The organism is Bradyrhizobium sp. JYMT SZCCT0428 (assembly GCF_018131075.1).
Classification (GTDB): domain Bacteria; phylum Pseudomonadota; class Alphaproteobacteria; order Rhizobiales; family Xanthobacteraceae; genus Bradyrhizobium.
On sequence record NZ_JAFCLS010000021.1, the window covers coordinates 60,641 to 77,993 of the forward strand.

The 17,353-nt window shown below is 62.7% G+C and carries 14 protein-coding genes and 2 pseudogenes; 5 read left to right on the top strand and 11 right to left on the bottom strand.

The genetic code is table 11. The annotated features are described in order from the left end of the window. Positions 1-37: 37 nt before the first annotated feature. Positions 38-1,717 (bottom strand): benzoate-CoA ligase family protein, encoded by a 1,680-nt coding sequence (locus JQ575_RS22140; RefSeq protein WP_212035274.1) that lies wholly within the window; start codon positions 1,715-1,717, stop codon positions 38-40. 160 nt (positions 1,718-1,877) lie between these two features. Next, positions 1,878-2,372 (bottom strand): MarR family winged helix-turn-helix transcriptional regulator, encoded by a 495-nt coding sequence (locus JQ575_RS22145; protein WP_192734383.1) that lies wholly within the window; start codon positions 2,370-2,372, stop codon positions 1,878-1,880. 231 nt (positions 2,373-2,603) lie between these two features. Here JQ575_RS22145 and JQ575_RS22150 point away from each other — a divergent pair, with 231 nt between their 5' ends. Beyond that, positions 2,604-3,779 carry an ABC transporter substrate-binding protein gene (locus JQ575_RS22150; RefSeq protein WP_212035275.1) on the top strand — a complete coding sequence of 392 codons (1,176 nt, stop codon included), beginning with the start codon at positions 2,604-2,606 and terminating at the stop codon, positions 3,777-3,779. 47 nt (positions 3,780-3,826) lie between these two features. Then, a complete protein-coding gene (locus tag JQ575_RS22155; RefSeq protein WP_212035276.1) occupies positions 3,827-4,282 on the top strand; it encodes a cupin domain-containing protein in 456 nt (151 codons plus the stop codon). 167 nt (positions 4,283-4,449) lie between these two features. Here JQ575_RS22155 and JQ575_RS22160 read toward each other — a convergent pair whose 3' ends face one another. The 4 genes from JQ575_RS22160 to JQ575_RS22175 form a co-directional block, all read right to left on the bottom strand. Continuing rightward, a complete protein-coding gene (locus JQ575_RS22160; protein WP_212035277.1) occupies positions 4,450-5,694 on the bottom strand; it encodes a flavin-dependent oxidoreductase in 1,245 nt (414 codons plus the stop codon). 78 nt (positions 5,695-5,772) lie between these two features. Then, the gene (locus tag JQ575_RS22165; RefSeq protein WP_212035278.1) at positions 5,773-8,124 is read right to left on the bottom strand and encodes a bifunctional salicylyl-CoA 5-hydroxylase/oxidoreductase; all 2,352 of its coding nucleotides are present in this window, start codon (positions 8,122-8,124) and stop codon (positions 5,773-5,775) included. Positions 8,125-8,244: 120 nt separating this feature from the next. Further along, on the bottom strand, positions 8,245-9,081 hold the full coding sequence (locus JQ575_RS22170) for an enoyl-CoA hydratase family protein (protein WP_212035279.1): 837 nt from the start codon (positions 9,079-9,081) through the stop codon (positions 8,245-8,247). A gap of 112 nt (positions 9,082-9,193) precedes the next feature. Continuing rightward, a complete protein-coding gene (locus JQ575_RS22175; RefSeq protein WP_212035280.1) occupies positions 9,194-9,955 on the bottom strand; it encodes an SDR family NAD(P)-dependent oxidoreductase in 762 nt (253 codons plus the stop codon). Between the two features lie 156 nt (positions 9,956-10,111). Between JQ575_RS22175 and JQ575_RS22180 the strand changes: the two genes are divergently transcribed. Next, complete coding sequence (locus JQ575_RS22180; RefSeq protein ID WP_211996955.1) at positions 10,112-10,561, top strand: cupin domain-containing protein; 450 nt, start codon at positions 10,112-10,114, stop codon at positions 10,559-10,561. Between the two features lie 531 nt (positions 10,562-11,092). Here the strand turns inward: JQ575_RS22180 and JQ575_RS22185 are convergent. From JQ575_RS22185 to JQ575_RS22195, 4 genes and pseudogenes are all read right to left on the bottom strand, one after another. Next, positions 11,093-12,291 (bottom strand): annotated as a pseudogene (locus tag JQ575_RS22185) (ABC transporter substrate-binding protein). A 79-nt stretch (positions 12,292-12,370) separates the two neighbouring features. After that, positions 12,371-13,207 (bottom strand): SDR family NAD(P)-dependent oxidoreductase, encoded by an 837-nt coding sequence (locus JQ575_RS22190; protein WP_212035281.1) that lies wholly within the window; start codon positions 13,205-13,207, stop codon positions 12,371-12,373. Positions 13,208-13,224: 17 nt separating this feature from the next. Continuing rightward, positions 13,225-13,383, bottom strand: a pseudogene (locus tag JQ575_RS44795) (carboxymuconolactone decarboxylase family protein); the annotation flags it as partial. Beyond that, positions 13,361-14,068 carry a TetR/AcrR family transcriptional regulator gene (locus JQ575_RS22195; RefSeq protein ID WP_212035282.1) on the bottom strand — a complete coding sequence of 236 codons (708 nt, stop codon included), beginning with the start codon at positions 14,066-14,068 and terminating at the stop codon, positions 13,361-13,363. The gene JQ575_RS22195 and the pseudogene JQ575_RS44795, both read right to left, overlap by 23 nt. Positions 14,069-14,179: 111 nt before the next feature. Between JQ575_RS22195 and JQ575_RS22200 the strand changes: the two genes are divergently transcribed. After that, the gene (locus JQ575_RS22200; protein WP_212035283.1) at positions 14,180-15,394 is read left to right on the top strand and encodes an ABC transporter substrate-binding protein; all 1,215 of its coding nucleotides are present in this window, start codon (positions 14,180-14,182) and stop codon (positions 15,392-15,394) included. A gap of 10 nt (positions 15,395-15,404) precedes the next feature. Then, positions 15,405-16,295, top strand: a complete 891-nt coding sequence (locus JQ575_RS22205) for an MBL fold metallo-hydrolase (RefSeq protein WP_212035284.1) — start codon at positions 15,405-15,407, stop codon at positions 16,293-16,295. 3 nt (positions 16,296-16,298) lie between these two features. Here JQ575_RS22205 and JQ575_RS22210 read toward each other — a convergent pair whose 3' ends face one another. Further along, entirely contained in the window at positions 16,299-17,348 is a 1,050-nt protein-coding gene (locus JQ575_RS22210) for a hydroxyacid dehydrogenase (RefSeq protein ID WP_212035285.1), read from the bottom strand. Positions 17,349-17,353: the final 5 nt, after the last annotated feature.

Consider the following 17,353-nt stretch of genomic DNA (forward strand, 5'->3'; position numbering starts at 1 on the left):
GAACCGGTATCCACTTCGCTCGAAAACGCTATGCGCTTCATTCCGCGGCCATGCCCGCCGAGGCCGGATTGGCGTGCGCCATCTGCCGCAGGGCGAAACGCTGCAATTTGCCGGTCCCGGTCTTGGGCAATTGCGCGACGAATTCGATTGCGCGCGGATATTTGTACGGCGCGATCTCGCGCTTGACGTGCTCTTGCAGCGCCGTCACCAGCGCGGCGTCGGCGTCGACGCCGGAGGCGACCACGATGTAGGCCTTGACGATCATGCCGCGTGCTTCGTCGGGCGCGCCGACGACGCCGCATTCGGCGACCGCCGGATGCGTCAGCAGTGCCGCCTCGATCTCGGGACCTGCGATGTTGTAGCCGGAGGAGACGATCATGTCGTCCGACCGCGCCACGAACGACAGGCGTCCCGTCTCGTCGCGGACGAAGGAATCGCCGGTCAGGTTCCAGCCGTCGCGCACGTAATTCGATTGCCTGCTATCCGCGAGATAACGGCATCCGGTCGGGCCGCGCACCGCGAGCTTTCCGACGGTGCCCGCCGGCAACTCCTTCATGTCATCGTCAACGATCCTGGCCTCGTAACCGGAGACCGGGAGCCCGGTCGTTCCCGCCACCGCCTCGCCGATCCGGTTGGTGATGAAGATGTGCAGCAACTCGGTGCTGCCGATGCCGTCAAGAATTGGCTTTCCGGTCTTGCGGGTCCAGCTGTCGAACACCGGCGCCGGCAAGGTCTCGCCGGCCGACACCGCCAGCCGCAACGACGACAGATCCGCGCCCTTGTCCATCGCGGCCATCATCGCGCGATATGCCGTCGGCGACGTAAAGCAGATCGTGGCCTTGTAGGTCTCGATGATCTTGACCATCTCGGGCGGTGAAGCGTTTTCCAGCAAAGTCGCAGTCGCGCCGAACCGCAGCGGAAAGATCGCAAGACCGCCGAGGCCGAACGTAAAGGCCAGCGGCGGCGAACCAACGAACACATCGTCTTCGGTGACGTTGAGCACTTCCCGCGCATAGCCATCGGCCACGATCAGGAGATCGCGATGGAAATGCATCGTCGCCTTCGGCTCGCCCGTGGTGCCCGAGGTAAATCCCAGCAGCGCGACATCATCCCGGCCGGTCTTGACGGCATCGAAGCGGACCGGCTTGTTGAGCGCCACCCGGTCGAGTTCGGCGTCATGGTTCGACGTGCCGTCGAAGTTCACCACCTGCTTGAGAAACTTGCTGGTCTTGGCACAGGCAACCAGCTCGTCGGCGATGCGGCTGTCGGTCAGCGCCAGCGCGATCTCGGCCTTGTCGACGATCTTGGTCAGTTCACCGGCGCGCAGCATCGGCATGGTGTTGACGACGACGGCGCCCGCTTTGGTCGCCGCGAGCCACGCCGCCACCAGCGCCGGATTGTTGCCGGAGCGGATCAGCACGCGGTTGCCGGGCTTGACGCCGTAATTCTCCACCAGCGCATGCGCCAGGCGGTTCGACCAATCGGCAAGTTCCTTGTAGGTCCGCTGCCGGCCATTGCCGATCAGCGCGGTGCGGTCACCAAAACCTTTCTCGACGATCCGGTCGGTCAGTTCGACCGCGGCGTTGAGATATTCGGGGTATTGAAATTCCGGCCGGTCGAGAACCAGTTCCGGCCATTGGTCCGGCGGCGGCAGATTTCGCCGCGCGAAATCATCGACGTGACCCGATGGGCCAAGATCTAAATTTCTACCTGACATTTCCATCGCCCTCGCGTTCGGGATGAAAGGCTTGTGAAGACCGTCCGGCAGTGCTCCATTGGCAATCATTTTATACTTAAAGTAATTTGGCGCAAGGGCCCAGATCAGGGCTGCTCCACTCTTTTTTGGAAGCCGGCGCGCCGCCCGTTCCCGGCTGCGCCTACGCGGTCCGCGCCTTCGCGGATTTCTGCGCGGAAGCCTTGGTCTTGGCCAGCAGCCGCATCAATTCGCGGACATCCTTCGGCGTCAAATCCCCGAAGATGTCGGCGATCCATAATTCATGCTCGGCCGCCATCTTGCGGAACTCGACACGGCCGGCCTTGGTCAGGCGGATCACCTGGACGCGGCGGTCGGCATCCGAAGTGCGGCGGTCGAGGTGACCGGATTCGACGAGGCGTTCGACCAGCCCGGTGACGTTGCCGTTCGACACCATCATCCGCTTCGAGACGTCTGACAGCGTCATGCCGTCGGGCACCTTGTCGAGCTGGGCCATCAGGTCGAAGCGCGGCAGCGTCACATCGAAGCGTTCGCGCAGACGGCTGCGAACCTCGCCCTCGATCAGGGTGGTACAGGTCAGAAGGCGGAGCCACAGCCTGATTTCATCCCCGTGATCCTCGGGGAGTTCGACCGCCTTGGTCTCTGAATCAAGCATCATGACGCCATCTTGTCTGATTTGCGTGCGCGGGGAATCGAGCAGGACCGCAGCTTGCTATCATGGTCCAGATTTCTTTAGGGTTCAAGCATTTGGCGCGCAGCTTGCATGGCTTTCTTACACGGATTCTTATCTGGTGCCTTGTTGCTTGCGGCGGCTGTCATCCTCAGAATAAGCTGCTTTGCGAGAAGCGATTTGTGGTGGTTTCGGCTGCGGCCGAATGAAGGAGTAGTCATGATGCAGCCGTTGAAACTGGCCGGACTTGCGGTCTTGCTGAGTGTCGCCGCAGAACAAGCCGCGGCGCAGGAGAAGATCAAGATCGGCGTCATCGTGACATTGTCCGGCCCTCCGGCGGCGCTCGGCCAGCAGGTCCGCGACGGCTTTGCGCTCGCGGTCAAGGACCTCGGCGGCAAGATGGCAGGCAAGGACGTCGAACTCGTCGTGGTCGATGACGAACTCAAGCCGGACGGGGCCGTGACCAAGGTCAAGGGCCTCCTGGAACGCGAAAAGGTCGATTTCGTCGTAGGCCCGATCTTCTCCAACATCCTCCAGGCCATTCACAGGCCGGTCACAGAAAACAAGACGTTTCTGATCAGCCCGAACGCCGGTCCGTCGACCTATGCCGGCAAGGAGTGCAGCCCGTTCTTCTACGTCACCTCCTACCAGAACGATCAGGTCCACCAGGTCCTCGGCAAGGTTGCCCAGGATCGCGGCTACAAGCGCGTCTATGTGCTGGTGCCGAACTATCAGGCGGGCAAGGATTCCGCCGCCGGATTCAAGATCGACTACAAGGGCGAGATCGTCGAGGAAAGCTATTTGCCGCTGAACACCTCCGATTTCCAGGTCGAGCTGACCAAGATCTCCTCATCGAAGCCCGACGCGCTGTTCACCTTCATGCCGGGTGGCCTCGGTGTCGGCCTTGTCAAGCAATACCGGCAGGCCGGCCTTGCCGATCGCATTCCCGTGCTGTCCGCCTTCACGGTCGATGAATCGACGCTGCCGGCACAGCAGGATGCGGCCGTCGGCATGTTCGGCGGTTCCAACTGGGCACCCAACCTCGACAATCCGCAGAACAAGAAATTCGTCGCCGGCTATGAGGCGGCCTACAACATCGTGCCGGGCACCTATGCCTTCCAGGCCTATGATGCGGCGATGCTGATCGACAGCGCCGTCAAGGCGGTGAAGGGCGATCTTGCCAACAAGGACGCGGTGTCGGCGGCGTTGAAGAAAGCCGACTTCACCTCCCTGCGCGGCGACTTCAAGTTCAACGTCAATGGCTATCCGATCCAGAACTTCTACCTGACCAAGGTGGCGAAACGCCCGGACGGCAAGTTCCAGACCGAGATCGTCGAAAAGGTCTTTTCGAACTACGCCGACCGCTACGCCAAGGATTGCGCATCCGGCAAATAGCCGGGCGAAGAAAACGCTGGCAAGAAAATCTGGGAGGAAACAACACAATGAAAACTGAAATCGCCGGCATCACCCGCGCCAACGAAGGCACCCAGGGAATCTCCTGGAACATCCTTGGCCAGACCTATGTGCCCAAAAGCGTCACCGAGCATTCCTTCTCATGGCATGCGACCTTCCCGCCCGACACTTTTGTGCCGCCGCACATCCACCCCGATCAGGACGAGTATCTCTACATCCTGGAAGGCAAGCTCGACTTCTTCCTCGACGGATCAGAGACGCAGGCTTCCCCGGGCGATCTGGTGCGGCTGCCGATGGGCAAACCGCACGGCATCTTCAACAAATCGGGCCGGACCTCGAAGGTGCTGTTCTGGGTGTCGCCGACGCGGCGGCTCTACGACCTGTTCTGGGGCATCCACAACATGAAAGAGCAGACGCCCGACGCCGTCGTGGCGTTGGCGGCCGAGCACAACATCCACTTCCTGCCGCCGCCTCCGGGGGCTTGAGATTGTCGTGCCCGCCACCCGGTCGGCCGAATGGCCGCCCGATGACAGGCTCCAGCGGGGCACCCGGTACGCCGCGGCTTCTCGATTCAATCACTGACGTCTCTGGAATACTGGATCGCCCGCTTTCGCGGGCGATTACAGTTTAGCGTGTGGCACTTACGCTGGCACTACCGCACCGCCGCCAGTGACGGCGCGGCAAAGCCGGCCTTTGAGGCATACCCCCGAACGATGGCTTCGCGCTGGCCGTAGCTCAGCACCTTCTCGATATCCGTAAAGCCGTCGGGCGCGAGTTGTTCGACAGCGTCGATGACGCCTTCGGGACCGCCGCGGCGGTTCGCGCGCACGATCTCTGCCGTCATCGGCAGCCGCTTCTGCTCGTAGGCCAGCAGCGCCTGGCGCGGATGCTCGGCGTGGGCCAGCGAATCCGCAAGCGCCCGCGCATCGAGGATCGCCTGCGAGGCGCCGTTCGATCCGACCGGATACATCGGATGCGCAGCGTCGCCGAGCAGCGTCACCCTGCCCCAGGTCCAGTACGGCAGGGGATCGCGGTCGCAGCAGGGGTATTCATAAAATTCCGGCGTCGCCGAGATCAGGTTGCGGACGTCGACATGCGGCACCGAGAACCGCGCGACATGCGGCATCAATTCCTCGCGCTTGCCCTGCCGCGACCAGTCCTCGCGGCGCGGCGGCGGCGCATTGCCTTCGCCAACCCTGACCATTACTGCCCAATTGGTCAGCCGGCTGGCGGGACTCGATCCTTCCGCGATCGGATAGACCACGACTTTTGCATTCAATCCGCCGGCCACGATCATCGAACTGCCGGTCAGGAACATCGGCCAGTCGCGCGCGCCGCGCCACAGCATCAGTCCGTTCCAGCACGGCGGCCCCTCGTCCGGAAACAGCATTTCGCGCACGCGCGAATGGATGCCATCGGCCCCGATCAGGACATCGCCGCGTGCGGACTTGATATGCGCACCGGTGCGGTCGAAGAAATGCGCGATCACGCCGCCTTCGTGCTGCGCGAAAGCGCCAAGCCGGCAGCCGGTATGGATCGCCTCCTTGCCGAGCCGTTCCTCGACGGCGCGATGGATGACGCTCTGCAGGCGGCCGCGATGGACCGAGAATTGCGGAACGTCGTGACCGGCGCCGAGGCCGCGCGGCTCGCGCCAGACTTCCTGGCCATGACGGTTCAGATAATACAAATCATCGGTACGAACAGCGGCCGCATCCAGCCAGTCCAGCAGGCCAAGGCCTGCGAGTTCGCGGATCGCATGCGGCAGCGTGTTGATGCCGACGCCGAGTTCGCGAATGCTGTCGGCCTGTTCGAACAATTCGCAGTCGATGCCGCGGGCGCGCAGCATCAGCGCGGTGGTGAGGCCTCCGATGCCGCCTCCGACGATGATCGCCTTCATCCGCTCAAACTCCACTCAACTGTCTACCCCTCTGCCCGCTAGCGCGGGGCGAGGGAGAGATAGAGCGTGCCATCCAGCCTATTCGGCCGCAAGCGGCTTTGTCGCCTCAGCCTTGAGCTCGGCGCGGGTTTTCGGCTTACCCTTAATTTTGAGGTCGTCGAAATCCTGCCGGTCACGGACAGAGTTGCGGAAAATCTGCTCTTTTCCGGGGAGATATTGCGGCGGACAGGCGATATCGGAGGCGCCATACCAGGCCGCCGCCCGCATGGTGAAGGAAGGATCAACCAGATGCGGCCGGCCCAGCGCCACCAGGTCGGCGCGGCCGGCGGCGAGGATGGTGTTGACCTGATCTGACGTCGTGATGTTCCCGACGCACATGGTCGCAACCCTTGCCTCGTTGCGGACCTGTTCGGAGAACGGCGTCTGGAACATGCGGCCGTAAATCGGCTGCGCGTCGCGCACGGTCTGTCCGGTGGAGACGTCCACGAGATCGACGCTGGCCTCGCCGAACGCGCGGGCAATCGCCACCGCATCGTCGCCGGTGACGCCGCCTTCGGCCCAGTCGGTCGCGGAGATGCGCACCGACATCGGCTTGTGCGCCGGCCACGCCGCGCGCATCGCCTCGAATATTTCGAGCGGATAACGCAACCGGTTCTCGAGCGTACCGCCATATTCATCGGTGCGCCGGTTGGTCAGCGGCGAGATGAAACTCGCGAGCAGATAACCGTGCGCACAGTGCAATTCCAGCATGTCGAAGCCGCAGGCATCGCCGCGCAGCGCGGCGGCCACGAACTCAGCCTTGACGCGATCCATCGCTGATCGGTCCATCTCGCGCGGCACCTGGCTGTCCGGGAAGTAAGGGATCGGCGATGCCGACAGCGTGTCCCAGCCGCCCTGCTCCAGCGGCCGGTCCATGCCTTCCCACATCAGCTTGGTGGCGCCCTTGCGGCCGGCATGGCCGAGCTGCAGGCAGATCCTGGCGGCCGAATTGGCGTGAACGAAATCCACGATCCGCGTCCAGGCGGCCTGCTGCGTGTCGTTCCACAGTCCGGTGCAACCCGGCGTGATCCGGGCGTCGCGGCCGACGCAGGTCATCTCGGTGAAAATCAGCCCGGCGCCGCCGATCGCGCGCGAGCCGTAATGCACCAGATGGAAATCGCCGGGTACACCCTCCTCGGCCGAATACATGCACATCGGCGACACCACCGCGCGGTTGGCCACCTCCATCTCGCGCAATTTGAACGGCTGGAACATCGGCGCGACCGGTTTTTCGATGTCGACGTCAAACCCTTTGGCGCGAACGGTCTTTGCAAACGCCTGGTCGACCTCGCTGACAAAGCCCGGCGCGCGCAGCGTGAGGTTATCGTAGGTGATCGCCTTGGCGCGGGTCATGACGCCGAACGCGAACTGCACGGGATCGAAATCCCAGAAGCGGTCGACATGCTCGAACCAGACCAGCGACACGTCGGCGGCGTGCTGGGTCTTCTCGACCTCCTCGCGCCGACCCTGCTCGTAGGTCTGCAAGGCAGCATCCACCGTGGGCGCCTGCGCCATCGCCTCTGCGAGCGCGATGGCGTCTTCCATGGCGAGCTTGGTGCCGGAGCCGATCGAGAAATGCGCGGTCGCCTTGGCGTCGCCGAGCAGCACCATGTTGTCCTTGACCCAGCGCTCGCTGCGGATCATCGGGAAATTGCGCCACATCGAACGGTTGGTCAGCAGCTTATGCTCGCCGAGGAACCAGCCGAAGATTTCCGCCATGCGATCGGCGGATTGCTGCTCGCTCAAGCCTTCGAGCCCGGCGCGCGCAAACGTCTCGGCATCGGTCTCGAAGATCCAGGTCGAGCGGCCGGCTTCATATTGGTAGGCGTGGGCGATGAACGGTCCCCACTCCGTCTCCTGGAAGATGAAGGTGAAGGCATCGAGCGGCCGGGTGGAGCCCATCCAGGCGAACTTGTTGGAACGCAGATCGATCTCGGGACGGAAATGCTCGGTATGCTTGTCGCGAAAACGGCTGTTGATGCCATCGGCGAGCACGATTAAATCGGCATCGGCAAAACGGGTTTCGTCGTCGACATCGGTTTCGAACAGCAGCGTGACGCCGAGTTCGCGGGCGCGCTCCTGCAGGATCAGCAGCAGCATGCGGCGCGAACAGCCGCAAAAGCCGTTGCCGCCCACCCGGTGCACGGTGCCGCGGAAATGCACGGCAATGTCATCCCAATAGGCGAATTCCTGGGTGATGCGGCGGTAGCTCGGCGGGTCGTACTTTTCGAAATTGTCCAACGTGGCGTCGGAGAACACCACGCCGAAGCCGAACGTGTCGTCGGCGCGGTTGCGCTCGTACACCGTGATCTCGGCCTGCGGCCGCTGCTTCTTCAAAAGGATCGCGGCATAAAGACCCGCCGGTCCGCCGCCGATTATCGCCACCTTCATCAGCGCCTCCGAAGCAAGCTAACAGGCCATCTGGGAAATTACTTTAAACCTAAAGCAATTTTCCCGCAAGGCCCAGCTGTAGCCCGGATGAGCGGAGCGACGCCCGGGCTACTTGGTTGCTCAATTCCCCTGGAACACCGGCGACCGCTTGTTGGAAAACGCCTCGAACGCCCGGGCAAAGTCCTCCGTGGTCATGCACAGGGCCTGGGCAACGGCTTCCGCCTCGATCGCCTCTTCCACCGACATCGCCCATTCCATCGCCAGCATCCGCTTGGTCATGGTGTTGGCGTAGGTCGGCCCGTCGGACACCTGTTTCGCCAGCGCTTGCGCCTGCGCCAGCACCTGGTCGGGCGCTACGATCCGGCTGAAGAAGCCCCAGCGTTCGCCCTCCTCCGCGGCCATGAAGCGGCCGGTGTAGAGCAGCTCCGACGCCCGCGACTGGCCGATGATGCGCGGCAGGATCGCACAGGCGCCCATGTCGCAGCCGGAGAGCCCGACCTTGTTGAAGAGGAAGGCGACCTTGGCGCCGGGCGCTGCCAGGCGCATATCCGAGGCCATCGCGATGATCGCGCCGGCGCCGGCGCAGATGCCGTCGACGGCGGCGATGACCGGTTGCGGACAGGCGCGCATCGCCTTCACGAGATCGCCGGTCATCCGGGTGAACGCGGTGAGGCCCTTGGTGTCCATCTGCACCAGCGGGCCGATGATCTCAAAGACGTCGCCGCCCGAAGAGAAGTTCCCGCCGGCGCCGGATACCACGATGGTCTTGACTTCTTCATCCATCGCGCAGGCGCGGAAGAAATCCGTCAGTTCGCGGTAGCTGTCGAACGTCAGTGGATTTTTCCGCTCGGGACGGTTCAGCGTCACGGTGGCGATCTTGCCGTCGACCTCAAGCAGAAAATGCTTCGGCGAATATTCTGATAGCGGCAGCGTGACGGGGTTGGCGGGTTTGCTCATGGGATCTCCCTTGTATCATTCGTCATTGCGAGGAGCGAAGCAACGAAGCAATCCATTCTTCCTTCGTGACAGATGGATTGCTTCGCTGCGCTCGCAATGACGGTTTCGGATTTCAAACCTCGCCGCCGGCAACCGCAACGGCCTGTCCGGTGATGGCGCCGGCGCCCGCGCCGCACAGCCACAGCACGGCATCGGCGACTTCCGACGGCGCAACGAGGCGGCCCTGCGGATTGTGCTTCGACAGCTCAGCCACCGCCTGCTCACGGCTGCGGCCGGTCTTCTTGATGATGTTGTCGATACTGCCCTCGAGCAGATCGGTTTCGGTGAAACCGGGACAGACGGCATTGACGGTGACGCCGCTCTTGGCCGTTTCCAGCGCCAGCGAACGGACCAGACCAATCACCGCGTGTTTGGCCGCACTGTAGGCGCTGACATAGGCGTAGCCCTTCAGGCCGGCGGTTGAGGCGATCGCAACCACCCGCCCCCGGCGGCGCTCCAGCATGCCGGGCAACACGGCCTGCGTGGCATGCACCACGCCCATGAGATTGACGTCCATCATGCGCTGGAACAGCGCCGCATCGGAGCGGCCGAACGGCGCGGATTCTGCCGCGCCCGCATTGGCGATCAGGATGTCGATCGGCCGCCGCGCGGCGGCCTCCGCAACGGCTGATTTCACGGAAGCCGCATCGGCGACATCGGCAGCAACCGCGAACTGCGCGGCGCCTGAGGCAACGGCTTCATCCAGCGTCGCCCGATTGCGGCCGAGCACGGTGACGACAGCGCCGGCTTCGGACAGTGCTGCCGCGATCGCGCGGCCAATGCCTCGCCCGCCGCCGGTGACGAGCGCATGCTGGGAATGCAACGGTTTGGACATCGGTCGGCCTCCCGGAACTGACCCCCGACATTTATTTTAAACTTCAAGCTTTTGCAAGGAAGCAAGTAAGGAAGCATTCCTTGCCTGCCCACATCCGCTTGACAGGAGGCCGGCCCGGGGTAGCGTCGTCGCGACAGCCAAAGAGGGATCAACAACATGGCGGCGCTCGAAAAAGGCATCACACAGAACGGCACCGGTTATTCCGGCAAGACCTGGAACATCCTCGGCCAGGTGTATTTCCCCAAGGCCGTGACGGATTCGACCTTTGCGTTCGAGACCAACAGTGATCCCGGCCAGTTCGTGCCGGTCCACATCCACCCCACGCAGGACGAATTCATCCTGGTGCAGGATGGCATGCTCGACCTGAAACTCGATGGCGTCTGGGTGCAGGCCAAGGCCGGCGACCTGGTCCGGCTGCCGCGCGGAATCCCGCACGGCTATTTCAACAAATCGGACAAGCCGGCGCGGGCGCTGTTCTGGGTTTCACCGACCCAGAAGCTGGAAGCACTTTTCAACCAGCTGCACAATCTGAGCGACGTCGCGGAAATCGTGCGCATCTCGGCCGAGCATGAAGTGAATTTTCTGCCGCCGGAAGCCAATGACTAAAACTCTTCGCGAACTTTAGCTGAGCCCGCGCGCAATGTGCCGCGCGGGCGGCGATGGCAAGGCTCTGACGCTGCGCGAGAGAATTTGCGCCAGACATGGCGCGACAAGCCCGGTATCCGCTAACCGTAGAGTTCGCGCAACTTTCAAGATTGACGTAAGCGGCCCTAAGCCCCGGCAGCCGGCAGGCTGGCGGCGGCGATCGCGACGATCTGGGCCAGGCGACGTCCGATCCGGGACGGCGCGTTGCGCAGAAATGTACCTACCTGTCGCATCTCATCTTCCATGGCGCCCGGCGGAACGGTTGTTCCGGAGAAACGGGGCGCACAAAGGAAAATGGTCGTAACGGGCTAACTAGTCGAGATGTCTACGAAAATAGCAATGCGCCCGTCGTCCGGGCGCCCTTTGACAGTGGAATTATTGCCGTAATCGCGCCCACCGCGGCGCAAATCTTCTACGCGGATTTGGCCATTAGAACTGCATTTTCGGCATTGAACCCGTCCCCGGAGAGGACGGGTTCAAGGCCGCCTCGGCTCACTTCGGCATCACGATCCAGGACGTGCCGTCAAAGCGCGCCAGCCGCATCTGCTTGATCGGGAAAAAATCCTTGTCACTGGTGCTGAGTTGATGCCCGGCAGCAGCATCGGAAGCTCCAGATCCTTCATGGAGGCCGCCTGCTTCATGACGTTCTCGCGCGTCAGCTCGTCGCCGCATTGCTTGAGGACTTGGACGATAGTCTGCGCCATGGAGTAGCCGTAGACATTGCTGCCGTCGATCAGGCTTCCGCGCGGATACCACTGCTTCATGAAGGCGAGCCAGTCCTGAAAGCCCTTGTCGCTTTCCCACACTTTGTCGGTGGGATCCTTCATATAGGCCGCGGTCACGGCGCCGATCGACTTCTCGAGACCGGGCGGAGCCAGAGCCGCGCCGACCGAGGCGCCAACGCTCGGCAGGATGATCGCGGGCTTCCAGGTCAGCTCAAAGGTCCGGCGGATCGCCTGGGCGACGAATCTCGGATTCGCGTGCAGGAAAAACACCTCGGCGCCCGCGGTCTTCAACGTGATCACCTGCGAGTCGACCGTAGGATCCGACAATTCATACGAGGTCTCGGCCACGATCAGCTTGGCGGCGTCACCCAGGCCCGCCTTGAAACCCTTGATATAATCCTTTCCGGAATCGTCGTTCTGATACAGCACGCCGATTTTTGCCGTCGGATAGGTCGCAGCCGTGTAACGGCCGAGAATGGCGCCTTCGATCTGGTAGCTGGGCTGCCATCCCATGGTCCACGGAAAATGTTCGGGATCGCCCCACCGCGTCGCGCCGGTCGCAACGAAAAGCTGCGGCACCTTCTTGATGTTCAGATATCTCTGAACGGCGGCGTTCGGCGCGGTGCCGAGCGATCCGGCGATGAACAGAACATCATCCTGCTCGACCAGCTTGCGCGTGGCTTCCACCGTCTTCGAGGAAACAAACCCGTCGTCCTGCGACAGCAGCGTGATCTTCCGGCCGTTGACACCGCCCTCCGCATTGATCTTGTCGAAATAGGCCTTCATCGCCAGGCCGATCGTGGCATAGGACGAAGCCGGCCCGCTGTACGGCATGGTCTGGCCGATCTTGATCTCGGTGTCGGATGCGCCGGGATCGTATTTCTTCTGTGCGGAGGCTGCGCCCGTCCAGACGATGGCACTGACTACACCGGCAACAAGGGCCGGCCACAACGACTTGCTCAACATACGCTCACTCCCCTGTTTTCACTTTTCTTTCCGGCACGAGAAGATGCCGGCTATTGTTCGATCGGTTGCCTCACCGTGCTCATAGCCCGGTGATGCCGCTGTCGACCGCCAGCGTCTGCGCGTTGACGTAAACGCTCTCGTCGGACATGAAGAACAGCGCCGCGTAGGCGATCTCCCACCCCGTCGCCATCCGCCCGAACGGCGCGCCGGAAGCGTTTCGGGAAGGCCGGCCGGCGCTGGTGTGGCGTCCGAGCGGCGTATCGACCAGTCCGGGGCAGATGATGTTGGCGCGGATGCCGCGGCGCGCGCCTTCCTTGGCGACGTTGCGCATCAGGCCGCCAAGCGCGGCCTTCGACGTGTCATAGGCAACCAGCCGTGAGCCCGAGCGAAGCCCGGCGATCGACGAGATGAACACGATCGACGCCCCATCGGCGATATGCTTCAGCGCCTTGCGGCAACAGAGCATCGGACCGGTCAAATTGACCGCGAACGTGTCATTCCACTCCTTGAGATCGACACCGTCAAGCCCCAGCGCCCCGACGCCGATGCCGACGTTGAGCACCATGCCGTCGAGCCCGCCGAGACCATCAACGGCCTCGTCGATCATCCTGTTCACATCGGCTTCGCGCGCGATATCCGCCTTGATCGAAAAGGCGAGACCGCCCTCGCCGGCAATGCGCTTTACGGTGTCATCGGCGCTGGCGCGGTGCAGGTCGGCGACCGCGACATGGGCGCCTTCCCTGGCAAACAGCATCGACATCGCCCGGCCGTTTCCAACCGGATCGGTCGCGGCGTCGAACGTCCGCTGACCGCCACCGACGACCAGGATCCTGCGGCCCCGAAGCCGGCCGCGGCCCGGAGCCTGACCTTCGGACGCCGCGCTGAGCTTGCGGACATAGCGCATCTTCTCTGACATTTTTATCTCGCGTCGTGTTGGCGCAGAATGGATCTGCACAGCCGCATCGGCGGAATCATGCCGGCTTCGGCATGCGCCATCATGCGGAAGATGCTTGGGCTGAACGGCATCCGGTCAAAGGATGCGCAGATATCTCCGTCGGTCGCGCCCGGATCAATCAGGGGTAACCTTGCCACGCGCTTCTCCCTTGCCTTTTCGTTTTTTTGTATTTGTTGGCTCTGCGACGTCGCTGATGGCGATCAGCGAAAAGAAGAAACCGAGAAACCGCTCGATGGCTTCCATCACCTTGTCGCGCGGTGACGACTGCGCGCCCATCACATAGTGCTCGAGGCGGATGTAGATCAGGCCGGCTGCGAACAGCCGTGCGGTCTCGCGCGGATCCGGTGTCTTGACGAGACCGGCCAGCGTGAAGCCGCGGAAATAATCCGTCATCAGGCGCTGCTCGCGCGCATAAAACTGATCGGCGAATTTCGCGCGAATGCCCGGCACGCGGTTTCGTTCCGCCGTGATGACTTTCTGGAACTGATGCTCGCGCGGGTCCGACCATTGGTCGACGAGGTCGAGGGCAAACTGCCGGCAAAACGCCGCGGGCTGGTCGCGCAATTGGCGATAGCGCGGCTGCTCGAGGCGGCTCGCCGAACTCGCCGGCCCGTGCTCGCTGACGATCGCTTCCAGGATCGCCGCCTTGCCCGGGAAGTGGTTGTAAAGGCTGCTTTCGCGGACGCCGACCCGGCGCGCCAGTTCGCGCATCGAGGCGCCGCCATAGCCGCTCTCGGCAAACAGGCTGAGCGCTTCGGCAAGAATGCGCTCGCGGGTGGAGGTCGCGACCGTTTCGGCCGCATTGGAAACTGAGGAAATCATCCACATTGACTAACGAACGATCGTTCGATAGTCAAACGAACGATCGTTCGTACGCCCGAACGACCGCAAAAAGCCGCCCGAAGAGGCGGGAAACCTGGGAGGAGCTACAAAGTGCGCCGTTTTCCTGGACCCCGACTTCACGCCCTCGGCATCGCCCTGTCGGTGCTGGCGGCCATCCCCGCGCAGGCGCAAGGCGCCGCGAAATACGACACCGGAGCTGACGACAAAACGATCAAGATCGGCACCACGGCCCCCCTCAGCGGGCCGGTTTCCGCCTTCGCGCAGATCGCGAAATCCGCCGAAGCCTATTTTCGCAAGGTCAATGACGAAGGCGGCGTCAACGGGCGGCGGATCCAGATGATCATCGCGGACGACGCCTACAGTCCGCCGAAAACCGTCGAGCAGACCCGGCGCCTGGTCGAAAGCGATGAGGTGCTGCTGATATTCGGCGGGGTCGGGACGCCGACCAACAACGCCGTGCACAAATATCTCAACGACAAGAAGGTGCCGCAACTCTTCCTCGGCTCCGGCGCCGCGAAGTGGGACGATCCGAAGAGTTTCCCGTGGACGGTCGGCTGGCAGCCGACCTATCGCGACGAAGCTCTCGCATATTCCAAATACATCAGGGACAGCCACCCGAAGGCAAAGATCGGTGTTCTCTATCAAAACGACGATCTCGGAAAAGATTATCTGAAGGCGCTGGAGGAAGGTCTCGGCGGCAGCAATCAGATCGTCTCCAAGGCCCCCTATGAAACCACCTCGCCCACCATCGATACCCAGATACTGCTCTTGAAGAGCAGCGGCGCCGATGTCGTGCTGGTAGCGGCGACACCGAAATTCGCCGCGCAGGCGATCCGCAAGATCGGCGAGATCGGTTGGAAGCCGACCACGATCATTTCAAACGTATCTGCCTCCATCAGCGGCGTGCTCGAACCGGCGGGGCGCGAGAATTCGGTCGGCGTCATCTCCAGCCAGTATCTGAAAGACAGCACCGATCCCGGCCTGAAGGATGACCCTGGCTACAAGGAATGGCTGGCCTTCATGGAGAAATATCTGCCGGACGCCAACAAGAGCGACTGGCTCAACGTGTATGGCTACACCATCGCCCAGACATTGGTAACGACGCTCAAGGCCGCCGGTAACGATCTGACCCGTGTCAATGTGATGAAGCAGGCGACCAATCTGAAAGACGTTCGCCTGCCGATGCTGATCAGCGGCACTGCGGTGAATAATTCGCCGGAACGCTATACGCCGATGACGAGCATGCGGCTGATCCGCTATGACGGAACACGCTGGGTGCCGTTCGGCGATCTGCTGCGGAATTGACAAGCCCAGCATGGAGACGCTGAAAATTGGCAGCATGCGGATCGACCGGCTGGTCGAGATTGCCAGCCTGCCGTTTGAAAAGACCTGGTTGTTCGCCAATGTCGATGACGAGGTGATCGCGGCCAATCGAGACTGGCTGGACGAGCGATACATCGAGCCCGGCACCGGGCGGATGATCCTCAGCCACCACTCCTATGTAGTCCGCACCGAGCGATGGACAGCCCTGGTCGACACCTGCTGCGGCAATCACAAGCCGCGGCCGCGCGTCCCGGTATGGAACCAGCTCAACCAGCCTTATCTGGAAAACATGCAAGCACTCGGCGTTCGTCCCGAAGACGTCGACTTCGTGATGTGCACGCATCTGCATGTCGATCACGTCGGCTGGAACACGCGGCTCATCGACGGGCGTTGGGTCCCGACCTTCCCGAACGCACGCTACCTGATGGGCCGCACCGAGTATCACCATTGGGAGCAGGCCCACGCTGCCAACCCCACGAATCCGGTCAATCACGGATCGTTCGCAGATTCGGTGTTGCCGGTGGTTGCCGCCGGACAGGCGGAATTCGTGGAGACCGACCATCTGCTGTTCGACGATCGAAACGCGATGATGCACTTTGAGCCCGCCCCGGGCCATACAATCGGCAATATGCAGATCCATTTGAACGGCAGGCATGATCACGCGGTCATGTCCGGCGACATCATCCATCATCCGATCCAGTGCGCGGCGCCCTGGCTGTCGAACGCGGCGGATTTCGATCGGGAGGCCGCGCGGGCCACCCGTATCAAACTGCTCGAGCGGCTCGCGGACACGCCGAGCATCCTGCTTGCGGCGCACTTTCCGGCCCCGACCGCCGGCCGCGTGGTATCGAAGGGAACCACCTTCCGGTTCGTTTTCCTGTAGCGCCTATTTCGGCGCAAACCCGAACGTCTTCTCGAAGCGCTTGGCATAGGTCGGCCAGACCTCGGGATTGACGATGCGCGGCGGCCGCTTGCCGTCAAGCGCGTCGAGGATCTGTTCGGCGGCGATCCTGCCGATGTTGACGCGGGCTTCCTTCGTAACACCCGCCGTATGCGGGCTCGCCAGCACATTGTCGAACTGCAGCAGCGGATGTTCCGGCGGCGGCGGCTCCTTGTCCCAGACGTCGAGCCCGGCACCGGCGATACGCTTGTCGCGCAGCGCGTCGTACAACGCGGCCTCGTCGTGAATGAAGCCGCGCGCGGTGGTGATGAAGAAGGCGTGCGGCTGCATCAGCGCGAACTGTTTTGCGCCGATCATGCGGCGATTGTCTTTTGTCAGTGGGCAGGAAATCGAAACGAAGTCCGAGCGGCGCATCAGATCGTCGAGTTCGACCTTCTCGGCACCCCGCGCCGCGATTTCGTCCGCCGTGAGATAGGGATCGTACGCGATCACCTTCATGTGCAGCAGGCCCTTGCAGAGCTCGGCGATGCGACGGCCGACATTGCCGATCCCGACAACGCCGATGGTCTTACCCTGCGCTTCGTTGCCGATCAGCGCATTGCGATTGACATTGGCCTCGCGCCGCAATGCGCGGTCGGATTCGAGAATGCGCTTCGACAGCGTCAGCAGCATGCCAAGCGCGTGCTCGGCCACGGAATTGGCGTTGCCGCCGGTCTGGTTGACCACCAGCACGCCCGCCGCGGTGCAGGCATCGACATCGACGGGGTCAAAGCCCGCGCCATTGCTGGAGACGATGAGCAAATTCGGCGCCCGCTTCAGAAGATCTGCATGGGCATGAAAATGCGGCGCCAGTTCATCGCGCGCCGCCCCGATCTGATAGGCGTGCGCCGCCGCCAGAATCGGCGCCGCGACGGATTCAGGGCTCTCGTTTTCCAGCTTGTCGAGCCGCACATCGGCCCTGGCCGCCAGGATCTCGGTGTAGATCTCGTGGGCGAGATATTTGACGTAGAACACGCGCTTGTTGTTGACGGTCATCTTGT

What these genes read in the sequence shown, in the direction of transcription:
- JQ575_RS22160 (WP_212035277.1), bottom strand. Translation starts at nt 5,694, where the DNA reads ATGAAGGCGATCATCGTCGGAGGCGGCATCGGAGGCCTCACCACCGCG.
- JQ575_RS22180 (WP_211996955.1), top strand. Translation starts at nt 10,112, where the DNA reads ATGGCGGCGCTCGAAAAAGGCATCACACAGAACGGCACCGGTTATTCC.
- JQ575_RS22170 (WP_212035279.1), bottom strand. Translation starts at nt 9,081, where the DNA reads ATGAGCAAACCCGCCAACCCCGTCACGCTGCCGCTATCAGAATATTCG.
- JQ575_RS22150 (WP_212035275.1), top strand. Translation starts at nt 2,604, where the DNA reads ATGATGCAGCCGTTGAAACTGGCCGGACTTGCGGTCTTGCTGAGTGTC.
- JQ575_RS22210 (WP_212035285.1), bottom strand. Translation starts at nt 17,348, where the DNA reads ATGACCGTCAACAACAAGCGCGTGTTCTACGTCAAATATCTCGCCCAC.
- JQ575_RS22140 (WP_212035274.1), bottom strand. Translation starts at nt 1,717, where the DNA reads ATGTCAGGTAGAAATTTAGATCTTGGCCCATCGGGTCACGTCGATGAT.
- JQ575_RS22155 (WP_212035276.1), top strand. Translation starts at nt 3,827, where the DNA reads ATGAAAACTGAAATCGCCGGCATCACCCGCGCCAACGAAGGCACCCAG.
- JQ575_RS22145 (WP_192734383.1), bottom strand. Translation starts at nt 2,372, where the DNA reads ATGATGCTTGATTCAGAGACCAAGGCGGTCGAACTCCCCGAGGATCAC.
- JQ575_RS22165 (WP_212035278.1), bottom strand. Translation starts at nt 8,124, where the DNA reads ATGAAGGTGGCGATAATCGGCGGCGGACCGGCGGGTCTTTATGCCGCG.
- JQ575_RS22190 (WP_212035281.1), bottom strand. Translation starts at nt 13,207, where the DNA reads ATGTCAGAGAAGATGCGCTATGTCCGCAAGCTCAGCGCGGCGTCCGAA.
- JQ575_RS22205 (WP_212035284.1), top strand. Translation starts at nt 15,405, where the DNA reads ATGGAGACGCTGAAAATTGGCAGCATGCGGATCGACCGGCTGGTCGAG.
- JQ575_RS22195 (WP_212035282.1), bottom strand. Translation starts at nt 14,068, where the DNA reads ATGATTTCCTCAGTTTCCAATGCGGCCGAAACGGTCGCGACCTCCACC.
- JQ575_RS22175 (WP_212035280.1), bottom strand. Translation starts at nt 9,955, where the DNA reads ATGTCCAAACCGTTGCATTCCCAGCATGCGCTCGTCACCGGCGGCGGG.